Here is a 21,384-nt window from a genome sequence, read left to right on the forward strand (position 1 = left end):
GCCCGGTCAGGGCGCGAGCACGCGCAGCGTCGTCGTACCGACCTCGATCGTCGAGACGCTCGCCCCGTCGCCCGCCGGCACGCGCAGGCGCGGCGCCCCCGCGCCTGCGTCGTCCCACCGGGCCGCGCGCAGGTCGGCGCCGGGCGGCACGGGCACGCGGCTCAGCGAGCGCCGCACGTCGAGGTTGACGAGGTGCAGCGCGGGCGCGTCGCCGCCGAGCAGCGCGAGCAGCTGCGGCGCCTGTGCGCCCTCGCGCAGCGCGAGCACCCGCCCGGCGAGCGGGATGCGTCGCGGCGCCAGGAAGCCCGGCGTCGCGATCGCCTCGCCCATGCGGTAGTCGTGCACGAGGCCGTCGAAGATCGGCGGCGCGGCGGGGTCGAGCGAGACCTCCCATAGCTCGTCGAGCGCGTCGAAACCCACCGCGAGGCTGCGCCGCCGGGGCAGGTCGGCGATCGCCGTGATCGTGCCGCTGCGCGTGCCGTCGGGCGACAGCGCCGGCAGCCGTCGGCGCACCGTGCCGTCGGCGTTGCGCAGCACGAGCGTGCGGCCGTCGTCGTGCACCTCGCCACGCCAGCGGCCGTCGGCGGTGGCGAGCTCGGGCGGGGAGGCCGCGACGCGATGGCCCAGCGCCAGCGCGGCGAGCCCGAGGATCCAGTCGCGCCGCCGCAACGTGGGCTCCGACGTGACGTCGCCGGCCCCGGGGGCGGGACCGGCGACGCCGCGGGAGGCGTCAGTAGACGTCGCGCTGTGTGTTGTAGACGTTGAACTTGCCGGTCGGCGTGATCAGGCGCGGATCCTTGATCACGGCCTTGGGCTTGAGCGTCTTGTCGTCGACGACGACGATCGCGCTCTCCTTGTTCTTCGCGCTCCACACCGAGAACCAGACCTCGTCGCCGGCCTTGTTGAACTCGGGCTGCACGACGCGCTTGGCGCCGTCGTCCTTCAGGCCCGCCCATTCGGCGATGGGCAGCACCCGGTAGCCCTTGTCGAGGTTCTTCACGTCGTAGACGGCCACCGACTGCGACACCTTCGGGTCGGGGTGCAGCGCGGTGTCGACGTACAGGTTCGTCGACTTCGGGTGCGTCTTGATGAACAGCGAGCCGCCGCCCTGGCCCTTGAGCGTCTGCACGACCTTGAACGCGTGCTCCTTGTGCTTCTTCGGGTCGGTGGCAATGAGCGAGATCGTCTCGTCGCCGAGGTGCCCGGTCGCCCAGACCGGCCCGTACTTCGGGTGCACGAAGTTCGCGCCGCGGCCCGGGTGCGGGATCTTGCCGACGTCGATCAGCTTGACGAGCTTGCCTTCCTTCGCGTCGACGGCGGCGATCTTGTTGCTCTGGTTCGCGGCGACGAGGAAGTAGCGCTTGCTCGCGTCCCATCCGCCGTCGTGCAGAAAGCGCGCGGTGCCGATCGAGGTGACCTTGAGCGCGTCGATGTCGGAGTAGTCGACCATCAGCGTCTGGCCGGTCTCCTTCACGTTGACGACGAACTCGGGCTTGAAATGGCTCGCGACGATGCTCGCGACGCGAGGCTCGGGGTGGTACTCCTGCGTGTCGACGGTGTTGCCGCGCGTGCTGACGATCTTCAGCGGCTCGAGCGTGTCGCCCTTCATGATCACGTACTGCGGCGGCCAGTAGGCGCCGGCGATCGCGAACTTGTCCTCGTAGTCCTTGTACTTGCTCGTGTCGACCGAGCGCGCCTCGAGGCCGATGCGGATCTCGGCCACGTTGTCGGGCTTCTCCATCCACAGGTCGATCATGTTGATCTTGCCGTCGCGGCCGATCACGAACAGGTAGCGTCCCGACGCCGACACGCGAGAGATGTGCACCGCGTAGCCGGTCTTGACGATGTTGATGATCTGCTTCGTGTCGCCATCGATCAGCGCCACCTCGCCGCTGTCGCGCAGCGTGGTCGAGAAGATGTTGTCGATGTTGTAGTTGTTCATCTTGCGCTTCGGCCGCTGTTCGGGCGGCACGATGACCTTCCAGGTGGCCTTCATGTCGGCCATGCCGAACTCGGGCGGTGTCGGCGGGTCGTGCTGGATGTAGCGCGCCATCATGTCGACTTCCTTCTCGGTCATGTCGCCCGAGGTCTGCCAGTTCGGCATGCCGGCCGGCGAGCCGTAGGCGATGAAGACCTTGAGGTAGTCGGTGCCCTTGCCGAGCGTGATGTCGGGTGTCAGCGGCTTGCCGGTGGCGCCCTTGCGCAGCACGCCGTGGCAGCCGGCGCAGCGCTCGAAATAGATCTGGCGCGCCTGGTCGAACTCGGCCTGCGTCATCGGCGGCGCTTTCGGGTTGCGGCTCTCGACCATTGGCACGCCCGCCAGCGGCGAGGGCGCGGCGTGGTACTGCACCTCGCCGGGGCTGACGTCCTTCTTGTCCTGCGCCTGCACGGCGAGCATGCCTGCGCCGGCCAGCACGGCGGCGGCGATGCGACTGAGGGTGATGGGGTTCATGGTCACGCTCCTGGGTTGCAATCCACGGCCCTCGGCAGGCGGTCGCGCTGCGTCGGGGCCTGGTGTGTGATGGGCGCATGGTCGCCCTCGCATGCCCGGGCTGTCCTTGAACTGCATCAAGTCCGGACCCGCCGGATCGTCCGCCGTGTCGGGTCGCGCGAAGTTAACCTGCATCAAGGCGCGTGACGATCGCGGCCGGCAACCTGCGGCCACGTTCGAAAGTGATCCTGCAGAGTCGATCGATGCGGTTGCGCGTTTACCTTGGGTTCCGGACGACCGCTGCCGCGGTCGCGGCCACCGTCGCACTGGCATGGGCGGTGCCGGCCGCCGCGCAGCACGCCGACGCGGTGAGTACGGTGGTCGTGACCGCGACGCGCCACGCGATGCTCGAGGTCGACGCGCCGGCGTCGACGAGCGTCGTCACGCGCGACGAGATCGCCGCGCGCGGCGCCGACGACGTGCTCGACGCGATCCGCGGCGAGACCGGCATCAGCCTGCAGGGCCGCTCGATCGGCGGGCGCAAGGTGCTGAGCATCCGCGGGCTGGACAGCAAGCACACGCTGTTCCTCGTTGACGGCCGGCGCGTCGGGGCGAGCGACGGCGTGATCGGGCACTCCGACTTCCAGTACGACTGGATCCCGGTCGACGACATCGAGCGCATCGAGATCGTGCGCGGGCCGCTGTCGGTGCTGTATGGCTCCGAGGCGATGGGCGGGGTCGTCAACGTCATCACGCGCCAGCCGGGCGAGCGCTGGCGCTTCGGCGGCTCCGTCGAGGGCTTGTGGGCCGAGTCGGACGGCCGCGGCGGCGACGGCTACCGTCTGGGCGCGCGTGCCGACGGGCCGCTCGGCGAGCGGGCCTCGCTGCGTCTGGGCGCGGCGCACAGCCGGCGCGACGCGCTGGCGTCGGTGGCTGACGCGCGCATCGACGAGCTCGAAGGGCAGGACAAGCGCGACGCCTGGATCGGCCTGGGCTGGCGGCCGGCGGCCGGGCACCGCGTCGACGTCGAGCACCGCCGGGGTGACGAGCGGCGATGGGCGAACGCGCGCGAGCGCAGCGGCGCACGCCGCTACCACGAGACCGTCAACGACATCGAGCGCGCGATGAGTTCGATCGCGTGGGACGCCGACTGGGCGCCGCCGGGGCAGCCCGGCATGTCGACGCAGCTGCGCGCCTACGTGGCCTCGCTCGACGTCGTCAACACACGCACCGAGGGGGTCACGCCGAACCCGCCGCAGCGCATCGAAGACCGCGTGCTCGACGGCATGGCGCGCACCGACGCCGGTCGCCACGGCCTGACGGCGGGCTTCGAGCTGCGCAACGAGTCGCTCGAGGATCCGGGGCTTCCGGACGGGCGCTCGACGGCGCGCCATCGCGCGCTGTTCGTGCAGGACGAGATCGCGCTCGGCGGCAGCGTCGACCTCACGCTGGGCGTGCGCCACGATCGCCACAGCTTGTTCGGCAGCCAGACCAGCCCGCGCGCGTACCTGGTGTGGCGGGCCGGCGGCGGCTGGGTCGTCAAGGGGGGCTACAGCCACGGCTTCAAGGCGCCCAACCTCAAGCAGATCGTGCCTGGCGAGCGGCGCGAAGGGCCGAACGCGTTCCTCGGCAACCCGGATCTGAAGGCCGAGACGAGCGACGGCGTCGAGGTCGGCATCGGCCATGTCGCCGGCGGGCGCGAGTTCCAGCTCGTGGTGTTCGACCAGCGTGTCGAGGACCTGATCGAGGTGCAGCTCGTCGCGCCGGGGCCGGTGCCGGGCATCGGCACCTACACCTACGTCAACCTGAGCGAGGCGCGCTTCCGGGGTGTCGAGGCCTCGCTCGCACAGCCGCTGGGCGCCGGCTTCACGGCGCTACTGAGCTACACCTACCTCGACGCACGCGACGGCGACGGCGAGCGGCTCGACAAGCGCCCGCGTCACAGCGCCACCGCACGGCTGGACTGGACGGGAGCGCGGTGGCGCGCCGGCGTGCGTGTCGAGTACACGGCCGCTCAGCGGCTGCCGGCCACCACCGGTCCGGCGCAGGCGGTGCCCGACATCACGCTGTGGGGGGCGCACCTCGCGCGCACGCTGGCCCCGGGCGTCGAGCTGGCGCTGGGCGTGGACAATCTGACCGACGTGCGTCTGGCCGACGAGTCGCCGCTGTTCACGTACGTCGAATGGCCGCGCACGTGGCGGCTGACATTGCGCGGGCAGTTCTAGTCGCCCACCGGAGCCGACGATGAAGACGATCCCGTTGCGTACGATCCCGGTGGCGCCCGTCGAGCCGGCGCGCCGCGCCCGCGTCGACCCGCCACCGTGGCGGCCGCAGTGGCTGTTCGCGGCGCCGCACCGTCTCGCGTTCTTCGCCGGCGCGCTGATGCTGGCGGCCAGCGCCGTGTGGTGGCTCGCGGCGCTCGTGGCGCGCACCGCGGGGGTCGATCTGCCATGGTCGCTGCCGCCGGCTGCGGCGCACGGCCTGCTGATGGGCTTCGGCTTCATGCCGCTGTTCTTCGCCGGCTTCCTGTTCACCGCGGGGCCGAAGTGGCTCGACGTGCCGGCACCGTCGGCGCGCTCACTGCTCGGCGCCGTGCTCGCGCAACTCGCCGGTTGGACGGTGTTCGCGCTGGGCGTGCACGTGCGCGACCCGGACCTCGCGCGGGTGCTCGGCACGCTCGGGCTCGCGGCCGCCGCGCTCGGGTGGTCGTCGCTCGCGGCGCGCTTCGTCGGGCTGCTGAGGGCGAGCCGCGTTGCCGACGCGGTGCACGCGCGCTGCATCGCCGCATCGGGTGTCGCCGGTGCGATGCTGCTGTGGGCAGCGGCGATTGCACTGGCCCTCGGCGCCGTCGCGTGGCTGCGCCCGATCGCGGTCGCCGGGCTGTGGGGCTTTGCCGGCGTCGTCTACGTGACGGTCGCACACCGCATGGTGCCGTTCTTCACCGCCGCGGCGCTGCCGCGGCTCGACGCCTGGCGCCCGTACTGGCTGCTGGCCGTGTTCGTCGGCGCGATGGCGTTCGAGGCGCTGGCCGCCGTCGCGCAGGCGCTGTGGTGGCCGCAGCCGGCGGTGGCCCATGCGCTGCAGGCCGCGGTCGAGGCCGCCGTGGCCGCGCTGCTGCTCGGGCTCGCGGTGCGCTGGGGGCTGGTGCAGAGCCTGAAGCTGCGGCTGCTGGCGATGCTGCACCTCGGCCTCGTGTGGCTGGGGGTCGCGTTCGCGCTGGCGGCGTGGTCGAACGTGCTCGTCGCGCTCGGCGGCGAACCGCTCGGGCGCGCGCCGCTGCACGCGTTCACGATGGGCTTCCTCGGCTCGACGCTGCTGGCGATGGCCACGCGCGTGAGCTGCGGCCACGGCGGGCGCACGCTGGCGGCCGACGACCTGGCGTGGGCGCTGTACCTGCTGCTGCAGGCCGCCGTGCTGGCCCGACTGGGTACCGAACTGCTGCCGGTCGGACCCGCGGGATGGGTCGTCGCGGCAGGGCTGTGGGCCATGGCGGTCGGCGGCTGGGCGCTGCGCTACGGGCGCTGGTACGGCCGCCCGCGCGTCGACGGCCGGCCGGGCTGAGCACCCACGCCGCGCCCGGGGCGATGACGCTGATCGATGCCTACCCTGCGTTGCGCAGCGCCCACCTGCTGGCGGTGGGCGCCAGCGTCGCGCTGTTCACGCTGCGCGCGCTGGCCGTGCTGGCCGGTGCGCGCTGGCCATTGACGCCGGTGCCGCGCGTGGCCAGCGTGGTCATCGACACCGCGCTGTTTACCGCCGGCGTCTCGATGTGGGTCGCGCTCGGACTGAACCCGCTGCGCGACCACTGGCTGGGCGTCAAGCTGGTGCTGCTCGTCGTCTACGTCGTGCTCGGCGCATGGGCGTTGCGCCGCGCGCCGACGCGCCGCGCCAAGGCCGGCTGCCTCGCGGCGGCACTGGCCGTCTTCGGGTTCATGGTCACGGTCGCCGTCGCGCACCACCCGTTGGGGGTTGCTGCGGCCTTGATCCGCGTCAGCGACGCGCCGTGGACAGACTTCCCGCCGGGCGGGGGGCCGGCGTAGACTCGCTGGGCCCTGTATGAAATTCCAGTATCGACCGGGCTGCGCCGATTGAGCGCAGCCCCCGGAGCACATCGACGATGTCCGACACCCCATCGAAGTTCGCCGCCGCGCGCGCGGCGGCGCCCGCCACGCTGCCGGGCCAGCCGATCAGCACCGAGGTGCTGATCGAGAAGTACGCCAAGGACGGTGAACGCACCGTCGACGACGTGCGCGCCCGCGTCGCGCGTGCGCTCGCCGCCGCCGAGCCGCCCGAGCAGCGCGCGAAGTGGGAGCAGCGCTTCCTGCACGCACAGCAGCGCGGCTTCATCCCGGCCGGGCGCATCGCGTCGGCCGCCGGCACCGACCTGACGGCCACGCTGATCAACTGCTTCGTGCAGCCGGTGGGCGACTCGATCGCGCACGTCGAGGACGGCCACCCCGGCATCTACACCGCGCTGACCGAGGCGGCCGAGACGATGCGCCGCGGCGGTGGCGTCGGCTACGACTTCTCGCGCATCCGCCCGAAGGGCGCGTGGGTCGGCAGCACGCGCAGCGCCGCGTCGGGGCCGGTCAGCTACATGCGCGTGTTCGACCGCAGCTGCGAGACCGTCGAGAGCGCCGGCAGCCGCCGCGGTGCGCAGATGGGCGTGCTGCGCTGCGACCACCCCGACATCGAGGCCTTCATCCACGCGAAGGACGACGGCGACCTGAAGAACTTCAACCTCTCGGTCGGCGTGACCGACGCATTCATGCACGCCGTGCTCGCCGACGGCGAGGTCGAGCTCGTCCACCGTGCCGAGCCCGGCCCGGCGCAGAAGGCCGAGGGCGCGCACCAGCGCGCCGACGGCCTGTGGGTCTACCGCAAGGTGCGCGCGCGCGAGCTGTGGGACCAGATCATGCGCTCGACCTACGACCACGCCGAGCCCGGCGTGCTGTTCCTCGACCGCATCAACGCCGACAACAACCTCGGCTACTGCGAGACGATCGCCGCGACCAACCCGTGCGCCGAGCAGCCGCTGCCGCCGTACGGCTGCTGCTGCCTCGGCTCGATCGACCTGACGCACTTCGTGCGCGACCCGTTCGAGCCGGGCGCGCGCTTCGACGAGGCCGGCTTCGGCGAGGTGGTGCGCGTGGCCGTGCGCATGCTCGACAACGTGCTCGACGTCACCGTGTGGCCGCTGCCGCAGCAGCGCGCCGAGGCGCAGGCCAAGCGCCGCGTCGGGCTGGGCTTCACGGGCCTCGGCGACGCGCTCGTGATGCTCGGGCTGCGCTACGACAGCGAGGACGCGCGTGCGATGGCGCGGCGCATCGCCGAGGTGATGCGCGACACCGCGTATGCCGCGTCGGTCGATCTCGCCGTCGAGCGCGGCGCGTTCCCGCTGTTCAACGCCGACCTGTACCTGTCGGGCGGGCGCTTCGCGTCGCGGCTGCCGGCGGCGCTGAAGGAGCGCATCCGCGCGCACGGCATCCGCAACTCGCACCTGCTGTCGATCGCGCCCACCGGCACGATCAGCCTCGCGTTCGCCGACAACGCGAGCAACGGCATCGAGCCCGCGTTCAGCTGGACCTACACGCGCAAGAAGCGCGAACCCGACGGCAGCTTCAAGGAATACAGCGTCGAGGACCACGCGTGGCGGCTGTACCGGCACCTGAAGGGTGCCGACGCCCCGCTGACCGACGCCTTCGTCACCGCGCTCGAGATGAGCGCGAAGGACCACGCGGCGATGGTCGCCGCGGTGGCGCCGTACATCGACACGTCGATCAGCAAGACCGTCAACGTGCCGGCCGACTACCCCTACGCCGACTTCCAGGACCTGTACCTGCAGGCCTGGCAGTCGGGGCTGAAGGGGCTGGCCACCTACCGCCCCAACGCCGTGCTCGGCGCCGTGCTCAGCGTCGACAGCGCCCCGAAGCCCGCGCCGCTCGCGGCCGAGGGCGCCGACGCGCGGCTGCGCGTCGAGCGGCTGCCCGCGCCGGTGCTGGCCTCGCTGCGCTGGCCCGGGCGGCCCGAGCTGCCCGGCGGCAACCCGGCGTGGAGCTTCATGATCCGCCACCCGCACGGCGAGTTCAGCCTGTTCGTCGGCGAGCTGCCCGCCGCGCCGGGACCCGACGGCGGGCTGTTCGGCAAGACGGTGCCGTTCGAGGTGTGGGTCAACGGCGCCGAGCAGCCGCGCGGCCTCGCGGCGCTGGCCAAGACGCTGTCGATGGACATGCGCGCCAACGACACGCAGTGGCTCAGGCTCAAGCTCGACGCGCTGGCCACCGTCGCCGAGGAGCGCGCGTTCGAGATGCCGTTCCCGCCGCACGGCGAGAAGCGGCTGTTCCCGGGCGTCGTTGCCGCCACCGCGGCCGTGATCCGCTGGCGCTGCGAGCAGCTCGGCGCGCTCGCCGAAGGTGGGCCGACGCCCGTACTCGACGCGATGTTCAGCCGCGACGAGCCGCGCACCGGCGCCGACGGCACGCTCGCGTGGGCCGTGGACATCGACAACCCCGCCACCGGCGAGGCGTTCACCGTGATGCTCAAGGAGGTGAGCCTGCCCGGCCCCGACGGCACTCGCGTCAGCCGCCCGTGCGCGATCGGCTTCTCGGGCAACTACCCGCGAGCGCTCGACGGGCTGGCGCGGCTGCTGAGCCTGGACATGCGCGTGATCGACCCGGCGTGGATCGGCATGAAGCTGCGCAAGCTGCTCAACGTCGGCGAGCCGCTCGGCCACTTCCTCGCGCCGGTGCCCGGCGAGCGCCGCCAGCAGGTGTGGCCGAGCACGGTGGCCTACCTCGCGCGGCTCGTGATCCACCGCTACGCGATGCTCGGCGTGCTCGACGAGCAGGGCTTTCCGCTGCGCGAGATGGGCGTGCTCGAGCGCCCGACGGCGAAGGCCACCGGCGCCGACGTCGCCCCGATGGCCGGCCGCCCGTGCCCCGAGTGCGGCAACGCGACGCTGATCCACAAGGACGGCTGCGATTTCTGCACCGCCTGCGGCTACGTCGGGCAGTGTGGCTGAGCGCCGCGGCTCCGAGCCCGCCTGCGCGGGCTTGGACGGCGCGAAGGGGCCGAGCTCTGCGAGGCCGGGGGGAGCGCCGCGGCTCCAAGCCCCGGCCCGCTGCGAGTACGCAGCGGGCCCTCGCCCGGTCCACGCCCGCGCAGGCGGGCGTGGAGCCGCCGGGCTCGGCCTGCGCGGGCTTGAACGGCGCGAAGGGGCCGAGCTCCGCGAGGCCCGGGGGGAGCGCCGCCGTGGTGTGAGGCCGCCCGCCACCGCGGAACGTCGCTGGCGCTGAGGCATCATTGCCGCCGCTGCGGTGCGCCCGACGCGCTGCGCCTGCTCGACGCGCACGGCGCGGCCGGTCCCGGCTGACGGCGCGGCGCGCGCCCGGCGCCGGGCCCTGACCCAGGTCAACGCGCGGCGTCGCCGCCCGGGCTAGCCTGTGAGCTTCGACCGCTCCCGGGCCGAAGCATGCCGCTGCCCCACGTCGCCGCCGAGATCGCCCCGCTGTTCGAGCGCAGCGGACTCGCGCCGCTGCGCCTGGGCGGGCGCACGCTGCTGCCGATCGTGCAGGGCGGCATGGGCATCGGCGTGTCGGCGCACCGGCTGGCCGGCAGCGTCGCCGCGCTCGGCGGCGTCGGCACGCTCAGCGCGGTCGACCTGCGCCGCCACCACCCCGACCTGATGGCGCGCACGCAGGGGCTGGCCGCGCGCGCCGGCGACGAGGCGCAGGCCAAGGCCGCGATCGATGCCGCCAACGTCGAGGCGCTGAAGCGCGAAGTGGCGCTCGCGCGCGAGCGCGCGCAGGGCCGCGGCCTCATCGCGATGAACGTGATGCGCGCGGTGGCCGAATACGCGGCCTACGTGCGCGCGTCGCTCGAGGCCGGGGTCGATGCCGTCGTCGTCGGCGCCGGCCTGCCGCTGGACCTGCCCGACCTCGCCGCGGACCACCCGCAGGTCGCACTGGTGCCGATCCTGTCGGACGCGCGCGGCGTGGCCCTCGTCGTGAAGAAGTGGGAGCGCAAGAAGCGCCTGCCCGACGCGATCGTGATCGAGCACCCGAAGCACGCCGGCGGTCACCTCGGCGCCGCGAAGATCGCCGACCTCGACGACCCGCGCTTCGAGTTCGAGCGCGTGCTGCCCGAGGTGCAGACCTTCCTGCGCGCGGCCGGCGTCGAGCGCGAGGTGCCACTGATCGCCGCCGGCGGCATCCGCACCTTCGAGGACATCGCGCGGCTGCAGTCGCTCGGCGCCGCCGCGGTGCAGCTGGGCACGCCGTTCGCCGTCACCGAGGAGGGCGACGCGCACCCCGAGTTCAAGCGCGTGCTCGCGCAGGCGCGCGACGACGACATCGTCGAGTTCACCAGCGTCGCCGGCCTGCCGGCGCGCGCGGTGGCCACGCCGTGGCTGCGCAGGTATCTGCAGGTCGAGGCCAAGCTGCAGGCCGTGGCACACGCGCGCCGGCGCTGCACGAAGGCCTTCGACTGCCTCGCGCAGTGCGGGCTGCGCGACGGGCTGGCCGGCTGGGGGCAGTTCTGCATCGACCAGCAGCTCGCCGCCGCGCTGAAGGGCGACGTCGCGCGCGGGCTGTTCTTCCGCGGCGCCGGCCGGCTCCCGTTCGGCGACCAGATCCGCAGCGTGCGCGAACTCGTCGAGCGCCTGCTGCGCCCGGGCCAGCCGCTGCCGGCCTGAGCCCGGGGCCGGCGCGGCGGTGGCAGACTGACGCCCCCGACCGACCCCGCCGACACCGCCATGATGAAAGCCCACCACGACCGCATCGCCATCGTCACCGGCGCCGGCAGCGGCATCGGTGCGGCCACCGCCGCCGCGCTGGTCGCCGACGGCTGGCGTGTCGTCTACGCCGGCCGCCGCCTCGAGGCGCTGCAGCGCGCGATCGCCGCCGCCGGCGACCCGTGGGACGACATCGCCGAGCGCACGCTCGCCGTGCCCACCGACGTCACGCGGCCCGACTCGGTCGCCGCGCTGTTCGACGCCACGGTGCGGCGCTTCGGGCGGCTCGACCTGCTGTTCAACAACGCCGGCATCTTCCCGCGCAGCGCGTCGCTCGAAGAGTTGCCGCTCGAGCAGTGGCAGGCCGCGGTCGACACCAACCTGACCGGCGCGTTCCTGTGCACGCAGCACGCGTTTCGCGTGATGAAGGCGCAGACGCCGCGCGGCGGGCGCATCATCAACAACGGCTCGATCTCGGCGCACGCGCCGCGCCCCGGCTCGGTGGCCTACACCGCGACGAAGCACGCGATCACCGGGCTGACCAAGACGGCCGCGCTCGACGGCCGCGCCTACGACATCGCGGTCGGGCAGATCGACATCGGCAACGCCGCCACCGAGATGACGGTGGCGATGCAGCAGGGCGTGCGCCAGGCCGACGGATCGCTCAAGCCCGAGGCCGTGATGGACGTGCAGCACGCCGCCGACGCCGTCGTGCACATGGCGCGGCTGCCGCTCGAGGCCAACGTGCTGTTCATGACGGTGATGGCCACCAAGATGCCGTTCGTCGGCAGGGGCTGAACGGCGCGCGGCGGGTTTGCGCCACGTCACTTGTGGAACCCGGGCACCGACGTTAAGGTCGCAGCATTGGATTCACACAAGGAGGACTGCATGACCGCACTGACCGACGCGCAGCGCGACAAGATCGTCGCCGACCTGAAGCACGCGATCCACGACGCCGAAGAGCTGCTGAAGATGACCGCCGGTGAAGCCGGCAGCGAGGCCGCCGAGCTGCGCGACCGCATGCGCCTGCGCCTGCTGCAGGCCAAGGACAGCCTGCACCGCCTGCAGGAATCGGCGATCGAGCGCGCGAAGGCCGCAGGCCACAAGGCCGACGACTACGTGCACGACCACCCGTGGCAGTCGATCGGCGTCGCCGCCGGCCTCGGGCTGCTGCTCGGCGTGCTGATCGGCCGCCGCTGAAGCCGCGCGCGTGACGATGGGCGACGCGAGCGCGCCACCGCCGGGGCTGTTCACGTCGCTGCGACGGCTGCTCGGCAGCGCCGCCGAGCTCGCCGAGGTGCGGCTGGCGCTGTTTGCGACCGAGCTGCAGCAGGAGAAGCTGCGCGCGCTCGACGCGCTCGCGCTGCTGGCCGTTGCGCTGCTGGCCGCGGGCGTCGCGCTGGTGCTGCTGTCGCTGTTCGTCGTGATGCTGTTCGCCGAGCCGTACCGCGTCGCGGCGCTGGGCGTCGTCGTGCTCGTCTACGCGGCCGCCGCAGGGCTGCTGTGGCGCGCGGCGCGCGCCCGCTTCGCCGAAGGTACGCCCTTCGAGGCCACGCGGGCCGAGCTGCGGCGCGACCGCGAGGCGCTGGCCGGACGCGAGACCCCCGGCGCCGGCGCGTGATGCCGTTCGCCCGCGAGCAGCTCGAGTTGCAGCAGCGGCGCGAGCGGCTGCGCCTGCGCAGTACCGAGCTGCGCGCGACGCTGGGCGAGCGCGCGCGCGTGCTCGAGCCGCCGCTGGCGCTGGCCGACCAAGTGCGCAGCGGCGTCGCGTGGCTGCGCGCGCACCCCGAGTGGCCGCTGGGCGCGCTCGCCGTGCTCGTCGTGCTGCGCCCGCGCCGCGCGCTGCGCTGGGGCGCGCGCGTCTGGTGGGGCTGGCGCCTGTGGCGGCGCGCGCAGCGCCTGCTGCGCGCCGCCGTCGAGCCGCGCTGAGCGCGTGAAGCGCTACCAGGACCTCGTCGCCGACGCGCTGGCGCGCGTGCGCGAATGCATGCCGTGGGACCTGCACGCGCGGCTGGCGGGCGACGCGCCGCCGCTCGTACTCGACGTGCGCGAGCCGGCTGAGTTCGATGCGCTGCACATCGCCGGCGCGCTCAACGTGCCGCGCGGCGTGCTCGAGCAGGCCTGCGAGTGGGACTTCGACACGACCGTGCCGGCGCTGGCCGGCGGGCGTGCACGCGAGATCGTCGTCGTGTGCCGCTCGGGCCACCGCTCGGTGCTCGCGGCCGACGTGATGCAGGCGATGGGCTTCGGCCACGTCGTGTCGCTGAAGACGGGGGTGCGTGGCTGGAACGACGCCGAGCTGCCGCTCGTCGACGCCGCCGGACGGCCGGTGGATCCCGATACGGCCGAGGCGCTGCTGTCGCCGCCGCTGCGCGCCGAGCAGCGGCGCCCGGTGCGGTAGCCCGCGCGCGCCAGCGTGCCGGCTACGATGCGGCGATGAACGCACCGCCGCCCGCCCCGCAGCTCGATCCGCACCCCTTCGACGCCGCGACCGCGCTCGAACCCGTCGCCGAGGGCCGCTGGCGCGGCCACACGTCGCCCGCGTACGCCAACATGGTCGGGCCATTCGGCGGCGTCACCGCGGCGACGCTGCTCGGTGCCGCGTCGCGCGACGCGCGGCGGCAGGGCGAGCCGCTCGCGCTGACCGTCAACTACGCGGGGCCGATCGCCGACGGTGCTTTCGACGTCGTCGCCGAGCCGGTGCGCACGAATCGCTCGACGCAGCACTGGCTCGTGCAGCTGCGCCAGGGCGACGCGGTGGCGGCCACCGCCACTGCGGTGTTCGCGACGCGGCGCGAGACCTGGTCGGCCGTCGAGGCGGGGTTCCCCCAGGCGCCGCCGCCGGCGTCGCTCGCGCGCATGGCGCCGCTCGAACGGGCGCGCTGGACCTCGGCGTACGAGATGCGCTTCGTCAAGGGGGCGCTCGAGTTCGAACGCCCCGCCGCCGACCCCGACGCCGAGAGCCTGCTGTGGGTGCGCGACGCGCCGCCGCGCCCGCTCGACTTCCTGTCGCTGGCCGCGCTCGCCGACGTGTTCTTCCCGCGCATCTTCGTGCGCCGCCCGACATGGGTGCCGATCGGCACCGTGTCGATGACGGTGTACTTCCACGCCGACGCCGCGACGCTGGCGGCGATCGGCGACGCGCATCTGCTCGCGCACGCGAGCGCGCACCGCTTCCGCAACGGCTACTTCGACCAGGCCGCGCAGCTGTGGGGTGCCGATGGCGAGCTGCTGGCGGTCAGCCACCAGATCGTCTACTACCGCGAGTGAGCGTCGCGTCCGTCAGCGCGCCGCGGGCGGCGCCGGCGCGGGCAGCTCGAGCGGCTCGCCGCCGGCCAGTGCCGACAGGCAGCGCAGGCACAGACAGCCGCTGAAGCGCACGCGCAGCTGCATCAGCAGCGCGTCGTCGAGCTGCAGCGTCGTGCACGCGCACGGCGCGTCGTCGTGCACGCCGCAGTGGAACGGCGCGCCGCAGCGCGGGCAGGTGTCGCTGGGGGCGTCGGGCGTCGTCACGCGGGGGTGAACAGGCCGCGGTGCTCGTCGCGCAGCACGTTCTTCTGCACCTTGCCCATCTGGTTGCGCGGCAGTTCGGGTACGACGACGACGCGCTTGGGCACCTTGTAGCCGGCGATCTTCGTCTTCAGCGTCGCGACGATGCCGTCGGGGTCGAGCGCGGCGCCGGGCCGCGGCACGACGACGGCGACGACGCCCTCGCCGAAGTCGGGGTGCGGCACGCCGATCACGGCGCTCTCGGCGACGCCGGGCAGCTCGTTGATCAGCGCCTCGACCTCGGCCGGATAGACGTTGTAGCCGCCGGTGATCACGAGGTCCTTGCTGCGCCCGACGATCGTCACGTAGCCGTCGGCGTCGATCCTGCCGACGTCGCCGGTCTTGAACCACAGATCGTCGGTGAACTCGTCGGCCGTCTTCTCGGGCATGCGCCAGTAGCCCTTGAACACGTTCGGGCCCTTGACCTGGATGTGGCCGACCTCGCCGGTGGGCACCGGCCGGCCCTTGTCGTCGCGGATGCGCAGCTGCACGCCCGGCAGCGGGAAGCCCACCGTGCCGCCGCGGCGCGCCGACTCGGGGCGGTACGGGTTCGACGTCAGCATCACCGTCTCGCTCATGCCGTAGCGCTCGAGGATCGTGTGCCCGGTGCGCTCGCGCCACGCGTTGAAGGTCTCGATCAGCAGCGGCGCCGAGCCGCTGACGAACAGCCGCATGTGCGCACACTGCTCGCGCGTGAGCGCGCTCTCGCCGAGCATGCGCACGTACAGCGTCGGCACGCCCATGAACACGGTCGCGTCGGGCAGGCGCGCGACGACGGCGGCGGGGTCGAAGCGGCCGAACCAGATCATCGGGCTGCCGTTGAGCAGCGCGCCGTGGATCGCGACGAACAGGCCGTGCACGTGGAAGATCGGCAGCGCGTGGATCAGTACGTCGCCCGGCTGCCATCCCCAGCAGTCCTTCAGCACGCGCGCGTTGCTGCGCAGGTTCTCGTGCGTCAACATCGCGCCCTTGCTGCGTCCGGTGGTGCCGCTGGTGTAGATGATCACCGCGAGGTCGTCGGCTTGTGTGACGGCCGGCTCGTGCGTGTCGGGCTGCGACGCGGCGCGGTCGAGCAGCGTGCCGCTGCGGTCGTCGTCGAGCGTGTAGACGTGCTTGACGCCGGCGTTGAACGCGATGCGGCTGACCCAGCCGAAGTTGCGCTTCGCGCAGACGACGACGGCCGGCTCGGCGTTACCGACGAAGTACTCGATCTCGCCGGCCTGGTACGCGGTGTTCAGCGGCAGGTAGACGTGGCCGGCGCGCAGCACCGCGAGGTACAGCATCATCGCCTCGACGCTCTTGTCGACCTGCGCCGCGATGCGGCTGCCCGGCGGCAGCCCGAGCGACGCGAGCAGGTTGGCGAGCATCGCGGTGCCGCGCTCGAGGTCGCGCCACGTGTAGTACAGCGGCTGCGGCGTGTCGGCCGTCTCGACGGCGATGGCGTCGAGGTCGGCGGGGAACGCGGCACGCAGCGTGACGAACAGGTTGTCGTTTTTCATCGGCACGGGGTCAGAACTTGGGTTCGCGCTTTTCGAGGAACGCGGCGAGTCCCTCGCGGTGCTCGCGGCTGTCGGCGAAGGCAAAGAAGCGGTCGCGCAGCTCGGCGTTCGTGCCGCCTTGCGCGATCTGGCGCAGCACCTGCTTGTTCAGCGCGAGCGCCTGCGGCGACAGCGCCGCGACGCGCTCGGCGAGCCGCCGCGCCTGGGCGAGCACCGCGTCGTCGTCGACGACGTGCTGCACGACGCCGCGCCGCTGCGCCTCGGCGGCGTCGAGCAGGCGCGCCTCGAGCAGCAGCTCGCGCACCAGCGGCAGCCCGAGCCGCTCGGCGAGGATCTCGGCCTCGCGCGGTGCGACCGGAAAGCCCAGCCGCGCGACCGGAATGCCGAAACGCGCGCCGCGGCCGGCCACGCGCAGGTCGCAGCACGCGGCGATCTCGAGCCCGCCGCCGACGCACGGCCCCTCGATCGCGGCGACCAGCGGCACGTCGACGTCGAGCATCGCGCGCAGCGCCGGCGCCACCAGGCTGTCGTGGTAGCTGCGCAGCGACTCCTCGTCGAAACGGAAACGCGGAAACTCCTCGATGTCGGCACCGGCGACGAAGGCGCCGTCCGCGCCGTGCACGACGACGACGCGCGGCGCCGGCGCCTGAGCCTTCAGCGCCTCGAAGACGCTGCGCAGCTCGCCCCACATCGCCACCGACAGTGCATTGAGTTTTCCGGGGTGCGCGATCTCGACGCGCGCGATGCCCTGCGCGTCGGCGGCGTGGTAGCGGATCTGGCCGGTCATCGCGGGCTCGGCGTTCGGCAAGGCGGCGTCAGTCGAGCTTTGCGCCCGAGGACTTGACGACCTCGGCCCAGCGCTTGACCTCGCTGGCGACGAAGGCGCCGAACTGTTCGCCCCACAGGTTCGGCGTCTCGGTGCCGAGCTGGGTCCACTGCGCGCGCAGCTCGTCGGACTCGAGCGCCTTGCGCATCTCGGCCTGCATGCGCTCGATCGCCTCGCGCGGCGTGCCCTTCGGCGCCCAGATGCCGTACCAGGTCGCGACCTTGTAGGTCGGCACGCCGCCTTCGGCCGCGGTCGGCAGGTCCGGGAAGCCCGGCGCGCGCTTGTCGGCGGCCACGGCGATGGCCCGGATGCGCCCGGCCTTGATGTGTGCGGCGCTCGAACCGAGGCCGTCGAACATCATGTCGACCTGGCCGGCGACGAGGTCCTGCAGCGCCGGGCCGGCGCCGCGGTACGGGATGTGCGTGATGAAGGTCTTCGTCTGCAGCTTGAACAGCTCGCCGGCCAGGTGGTGCGAGGTGCCGTTGCCGGCCGACGCGTAGTTCAGCTTGCCCGGGTTCTTGCGGATGAACTCGAGCAGCTGCGGCAGCGTCGTCGCCGCGACCTTCTGCGGGTTCACGACGATGACCTGCGGCACGCTCGAGACCAGGCCGACGGGCACGAAGTCGGTCAGGATGTCGTAGTCGAGCTTCGGGTACATGCTCGGCGCGATCGCGTGGTGCACCGCGCCCATGAAGAACGTGTAGCCGTCGGGCGCGGCCTTGGCCGCCACCGACGCGCCGAGCGTGCCGCCGGCGCCGCCCTTGTTGTCGATCACGAACTGGCGGCCGGTGTTCTTCGTGATCGCGGCGAACAGCGGGCGCGCGAAGGCGTCGGTGCCGCCGCCGGGCGGGAACGGCACGACGATCGTCACCGGCTTGGTCGGCCAGCCCTGCGCGAACGCGGCGGGGGCCGCGGCGACGGCGCCGAGCGCCGCGGCGGCGAGCAGCTGACGGCGGGACAGGGCGAGGCGGTGGCGGGTCATGGTGTCTCCTTCGTTCGGGGTCGGGGGTGTGATCAGACGAGCGATGCGACGGCGCTCGCCGCGGCGATGCGCCCGCGCGTGAACGCCTCGTGGCGGGCCTCGACGCGGTCGAGGTCGTACAGGTAGTTGACCATCATCGCGAACGACTGCTTCGCACCGCGCCGCGACAGGTCGGCGAGCGGATTCAGGCGTTCGAGCCGCGCGCCGTTGTCGAGGTGGAAGCGCGCCACCGGGTCGCCCTGCGGCGTCGGCGTGCGGTGCAGCAGGTAGACCGCGGTCAGCCGCTTGAGCGCGTCGGTCGCGTCGGCGTCGAGCGCGCGCAGCGCCGCGGCCGTCTGCAGCCGCGACCAGTCGCCGTCGCACGCGCGTTCGAGCGTGCGCCGCGCCTGCCGCGCGCGCTCGGCCGCGGCGGGCGCGAGGCGCGGCAGCGCGGCGAAGTCGTCGCCGCTGGCGATCCACGCCGCGAGCCCGGGGATCGGCGACAGCGTGCAGAACGTGCGCAGCTGCGGCAGCTCGCGCTGCAGCGCCTCGGCGACGCGCTTGATCAGGAAGTTGCCGAGCGAGACGCCGCGCAGCCCCGGCTCGCAGTTGCTGATCGAGTAGAACGCGGCGACCTTGAAGCGCGACGGCTCGAGCGGCGTCGTCACCGTCTTGTCGATCAGCGGCGCGATCGCTGCCGGCATCTCGGACAGCAGCGCGACCTCGACGAAGATCAGCGGCTCGTCGGGCAGCCGCGGGTGGAAGAACGCGAAGCAGCGGCGGTCGGGCAGCAGGCGGCGGCGCAGGTCGTCCCAGCCGTCGATCTCGTGCACGGCCTCGTGCTCGATCAGCCGCTCGAGCAGGCGTGCCGGCGAGTTCCAGTCGACGCGGCGCAGCTCGAGGAAGCCGGGGTTGAACCAGCTCGACAGCAGGTGCAGCAGGTCGGCCTCGACGGCGGCGAGCGACGGGTCCTTCGGCAGCCGCGCGAGCAGCGCGCGGCGCATCCGCACGATGGCCGCCGTGCCGCCGGGGGCGCGGTTCAGGCGCCGCAGCAGCTCCTGCCGCGGCGGCTCGGCCGCCTGCGTCAGGCGCTGCAGGGTCGCCGGGCCCGGGTCCGCGGCGTAGGCCTGCGCCGCCGCGAGCACCGCCTGCGGGTCGGGGTTGTAGTCGCGCGCGAGGTGCGCGAAGAACGCCGCCTGGCCGGCGTCGTCGAGCGTGGCGTGGCGCTGCAAGATCTCGCGCGCGAGCGCGACGCTGTTGCCCTCGCCGCGCTCCGACAGCAGCCGCCGGCAGTCGTCGCGCAGCCGGCGCACGGTGTGCTCGGTGCTCAGGCGGCGGGCGGCGTTCTTCAGCTCGTCGAACATCGGGGGCGGCCGGAGGTCGTGCCGGGGCGGTGCGCAGACGCGGTCGTGCAAAGCGGCGATTGTGTCGCCAGCGCGCGTGCGCTGCGCGCGCGGACAAACACCGAGGGGGCCGCTACAGTCGGGTCCATCGTTCCACCGCGTCGTCGCCGATGCCGATTTCGTTCGCCTACGCCGCCATCGCGCTGAAGACGCTGCACGTGCTCGCCGTCGTGCTGTGGGTCGGTGGCATGGCGTTCGCGCACTTCTTCCTGCGCCCGGCGGTGGCCGCGCTCGAGCCGCCGCAGCGCGTCGTGCTGATGCACGACGTGCTCGGGCGTTTCTTCGCCGCGGTGCTCGTCGCGGTGGTCGTCGTGCTCGCCAGCGGGCTGTCGCTGATCGGCATTGCGCACGCCGGCGGCGGTCACATGCCGTGGCCGTGGACCGTGATGACGGTGCTCGGCGTCGTTATGGTGGCGATCTTCGGCCACATCCGTTTCGCGCTGTACCCGCGGTTGCGGCGCGCGGTGGCCGCCCGCGACTGGCCGGCCGGCGGCGCGGCGCTGGCCAGGATCCGCACGTGGGTCGGCGTCAACCTCGCGCTCGGCGTCACGATCCTCGTCGTCGTCGGCTTCGTCTGACGCGCCGTCCGGCGCGGCCGCAGCGCACGCTCAGGCCGGCGCGTGGGTCGGCGGCACGGCGGATGCGGCCGGCGGCGCGTGCTCGGCCGGCTCGTGGCGGCGGTCCATCCACCAGTCGGTGAACATCGCCGCGCCCCACATCGCGAACAGCGTGACCCACGCCGTCAGCGTGAACACCGCCGCGCCCGAGACGCCGGCGCCCACCGCGCAGCCGCCGGCGAGCATGCCGCCGAAGCCCATCAGCACGGCGCCGGCGATGTAGCGCCGCATCGCCGGCCCGCCCTGGAAGCCCTCGAGCTTGAGTTCGCCGGCCAGCGCCGCCGCGATGAACGAGCCGATGAACACGCCGGGCACGAGGCCGATGTCGAACTTCAGCGGCTGGCCGGGCGGCGACAGCACGAGCAGCAGCACGTCCGACGCCGGCCCGGTGAAGCTCAGGCTCTGCACGCCGATCACCATGTCGAACGCCTAGCGCGAGATTGCGTAGGTCGCGAGCCACGCGAGCGCGACCATCGCGCCGACGCCGATGCCGCCGGCCCAGCCCCAGAACGGCACGCGCTGCCTGCGTGCCCAGAAGATCGCCGCGGCCAGCCACACGCCGGCGAAGGCGAGCGCACCGCCGTGGCCGATGCCGGTGATCGCGATCAGGTCGCGCGACGCGCCGCCCTCGACGGTCCACAGCTCGGCCAGCCACAGCCGCAGCGGCGACAGGATGCCGCCGAGCGACGCGGTCGCGACGACGGCGAAGATCAGCCCCGACAGCAGCGAGCGCAGGTTGCCCTGGGCGGCGAGCACGAGCAGGCGGCTCGAGCAGCCGCGCGCGAGGATCATCCCGGCGCCGAACATCGCGCCGCCGATCAGCGCGCCCGAGATGCTGCCGCGCCCGGCGAGCTGGCGCGCCGTCGAGACGTCGAGCCAGCCGAGCAGGATGAACGCCTGCGTGAGCCCGACCGCGGTCGCGAACGCGAACAGCCACACCGTGAGCTTGCCGCCGGTGGTGTTGCGCGCGAACTCGATCACCGCCGAGCGCAGGCAGAAGCGCGACTTCTGCGCGAAGAAGCCGAACAGCATGCCGATGCCGAGGCCGGCGAGCGTGATCGTCCACATCTCGCCGACACGCTCCATCACGGCGGACAACAGGTCAGCTGGGTGCATGTCAGTAGGGGGCTCGCCTTGCCAGCAGGCTGCCCGAGGCAACGCCGGCATCGGCACGCCCATCTTCCGGCAGGAGTGCGACATCGCCGTTGACGGACGTCAACATCGCTTCACACGATACCCCGTAGGCCACACGCTGCGGCGTCAGGCCACCAGCAGTGCGCGGAAGTCGTTGACGTTGGTGTACGTCGGCCCGGTGACGACGAGGTCGTCGAGCGCGGCGAAGAACGAATAGGCGTCGTGGCGGTCGA

20 protein-coding genes and 1 pseudogene are annotated in these 21,384 nt (G+C 73.1%); 12 read left to right on the forward strand and 9 right to left on the reverse strand.

Translation table 11 applies throughout. The annotated features are described in order from the left end of the window. Positions 1-6 precede the first annotated feature (6 nt). A complete protein-coding gene (locus MOJ79_RS03725) occupies positions 7-669 on the reverse strand; it encodes a hypothetical protein (RefSeq protein WP_241922911.1) in 663 nt (220 codons plus the stop codon). 61 nt (positions 670-730) lie between these two features. After that, on the reverse strand, positions 731-2,452 hold the full coding sequence (locus MOJ79_RS03730) for a nitrite reductase (RefSeq protein ID WP_272885349.1): 1,722 nt from the start codon (positions 2,450-2,452) through the stop codon (positions 731-733). A 242-nt stretch (positions 2,453-2,694) separates the two neighbouring features. On the opposite strand from MOJ79_RS03730, the gene MOJ79_RS03735 reads away from it, so the two are divergent. The 11 genes from MOJ79_RS03735 to MOJ79_RS03785 all read left to right on the forward strand — a co-directional run bounded on the left by MOJ79_RS03735 (position 2,695) and on the right by MOJ79_RS03785 (position 14,432). Further along, positions 2,695-4,656: a TonB-dependent receptor plug domain-containing protein gene (locus tag MOJ79_RS03735; RefSeq protein ID WP_241922912.1), complete on the forward strand. Its 1,962-nt coding sequence runs from the start codon at positions 2,695-2,697 to the stop codon at positions 4,654-4,656. 19 nt (positions 4,657-4,675) lie between these two features. Next, the gene (locus MOJ79_RS03740; RefSeq protein WP_241922913.1) at positions 4,676-5,992 is read left to right on the forward strand and encodes an NnrS family protein; all 1,317 of its coding nucleotides are present in this window, start codon (positions 4,676-4,678) and stop codon (positions 5,990-5,992) included. Positions 5,993-6,015: 23 nt separating this feature from the next. After that, a complete protein-coding gene (locus MOJ79_RS03745; RefSeq protein WP_241922914.1) occupies positions 6,016-6,471 on the forward strand; it encodes a SirB2 family protein in 456 nt (151 codons plus the stop codon). A 77-nt stretch (positions 6,472-6,548) separates the two neighbouring features. Then, a complete protein-coding gene (locus tag MOJ79_RS03750) occupies positions 6,549-9,452 on the forward strand; it encodes an adenosylcobalamin-dependent ribonucleoside-diphosphate reductase (RefSeq protein ID WP_241922915.1) in 2,904 nt (967 codons plus the stop codon). A 450-nt stretch (positions 9,453-9,902) separates the two neighbouring features. Continuing rightward, on the forward strand, positions 9,903-11,123 hold the full coding sequence (locus tag MOJ79_RS03755; protein WP_241922916.1) for an NAD(P)H-dependent flavin oxidoreductase: 1,221 nt from the start codon (positions 9,903-9,905) through the stop codon (positions 11,121-11,123). A gap of 63 nt (positions 11,124-11,186) precedes the next feature. Further along, entirely contained in the window at positions 11,187-11,960 is a 774-nt protein-coding gene (locus MOJ79_RS03760) for an SDR family oxidoreductase (protein WP_119355033.1), read from the forward strand. Between the two features lie 90 nt (positions 11,961-12,050). Then, positions 12,051-12,362 (forward strand): DUF883 family protein, encoded by a 312-nt coding sequence (locus MOJ79_RS03765; RefSeq protein WP_119289054.1) that lies wholly within the window; start codon positions 12,051-12,053, stop codon positions 12,360-12,362. Positions 12,363-12,378: 16 nt separating this feature from the next. Beyond that, on the forward strand, positions 12,379-12,783 hold the full coding sequence (locus tag MOJ79_RS03770) for a phage holin family protein (RefSeq protein WP_241922917.1): 405 nt from the start codon (positions 12,379-12,381) through the stop codon (positions 12,781-12,783). After that, positions 12,783-13,091, forward strand: coding sequence for a YqjK-like family protein (locus MOJ79_RS03775; protein WP_241922933.1), 309 nt, complete (start codon positions 12,783-12,785; stop codon positions 13,089-13,091). Before MOJ79_RS03770 ends, MOJ79_RS03775 begins: the two co-directional genes overlap by 1 nt. A gap of 4 nt (positions 13,092-13,095) precedes the next feature. Beyond that, positions 13,096-13,563 (forward strand): rhodanese-like domain-containing protein, encoded by a 468-nt coding sequence (locus tag MOJ79_RS03780; RefSeq protein WP_241922918.1) that lies wholly within the window; start codon positions 13,096-13,098, stop codon positions 13,561-13,563. 35 nt (positions 13,564-13,598) lie between these two features. Continuing rightward, on the forward strand, positions 13,599-14,432 hold the full coding sequence (locus MOJ79_RS03785; RefSeq protein WP_241922919.1) for an acyl-CoA thioesterase: 834 nt from the start codon (positions 13,599-13,601) through the stop codon (positions 14,430-14,432). A gap of 12 nt (positions 14,433-14,444) precedes the next feature. Here MOJ79_RS03785 and MOJ79_RS03790 read toward each other — a convergent pair whose 3' ends face one another. The 5 genes from MOJ79_RS03790 to MOJ79_RS03810 are packed head-to-tail and all read right to left on the reverse strand — an operon-like array spanning position 14,445 to position 19,361. Beyond that, positions 14,445-14,675 (reverse strand): cysteine-rich CWC family protein, encoded by a 231-nt coding sequence (locus tag MOJ79_RS03790; protein WP_241922920.1) that lies wholly within the window; start codon positions 14,673-14,675, stop codon positions 14,445-14,447. Next, a complete protein-coding gene (locus MOJ79_RS03795; RefSeq protein ID WP_241922934.1) occupies positions 14,672-16,210 on the reverse strand; it encodes a malonate--CoA ligase in 1,539 nt (512 codons plus the stop codon). The genes MOJ79_RS03790 and MOJ79_RS03795 overlap by 4 nt, the downstream gene beginning before the upstream one ends. Before the next feature lie 10 nt (positions 16,211-16,220). After that, on the reverse strand, positions 16,221-16,997 hold the full coding sequence (locus tag MOJ79_RS03800; RefSeq protein WP_241922921.1) for an enoyl-CoA hydratase/isomerase family protein: 777 nt from the start codon (positions 16,995-16,997) through the stop codon (positions 16,221-16,223). Between the two features lie 28 nt (positions 16,998-17,025). Beyond that, complete coding sequence (locus tag MOJ79_RS03805; protein ID WP_241922922.1) at positions 17,026-18,018, reverse strand: Bug family tripartite tricarboxylate transporter substrate binding protein; 993 nt, start codon at positions 18,016-18,018, stop codon at positions 17,026-17,028. A 32-nt stretch (positions 18,019-18,050) separates the two neighbouring features. After that, entirely contained in the window at positions 18,051-19,361 is a 1,311-nt protein-coding gene (locus MOJ79_RS03810; RefSeq protein WP_241922923.1) for a malonyl-CoA decarboxylase domain-containing protein, read from the reverse strand. 149 nt (positions 19,362-19,510) lie between these two features. Here MOJ79_RS03810 and MOJ79_RS03815 point away from each other — a divergent pair, with 149 nt between their 5' ends. Next, entirely contained in the window at positions 19,511-19,978 is a 468-nt protein-coding gene (locus tag MOJ79_RS03815) for a CopD family protein (protein WP_241922924.1), read from the forward strand. A 30-nt stretch (positions 19,979-20,008) separates the two neighbouring features. Here the strand turns inward: MOJ79_RS03815 and MOJ79_RS03820 are convergent. Beyond that, positions 20,009-21,217 (reverse strand): annotated as a pseudogene (locus MOJ79_RS03820) (YeeE/YedE family protein). Between the two features lie 60 nt (positions 21,218-21,277). Beyond that, positions 21,278-21,384: MOFRL family protein (locus tag MOJ79_RS03825; RefSeq protein WP_241922935.1), on the reverse strand; the 107-nt coding region annotated here is incomplete at its 5' end.

The organism is Calidifontimicrobium sp. SYSU G02091 (genome assembly GCF_022631395.1).
Taxonomy (GTDB): Bacteria; Pseudomonadota; Gammaproteobacteria; order Burkholderiales; family Burkholderiaceae_C; genus Calidifontimicrobium; species Calidifontimicrobium sediminis.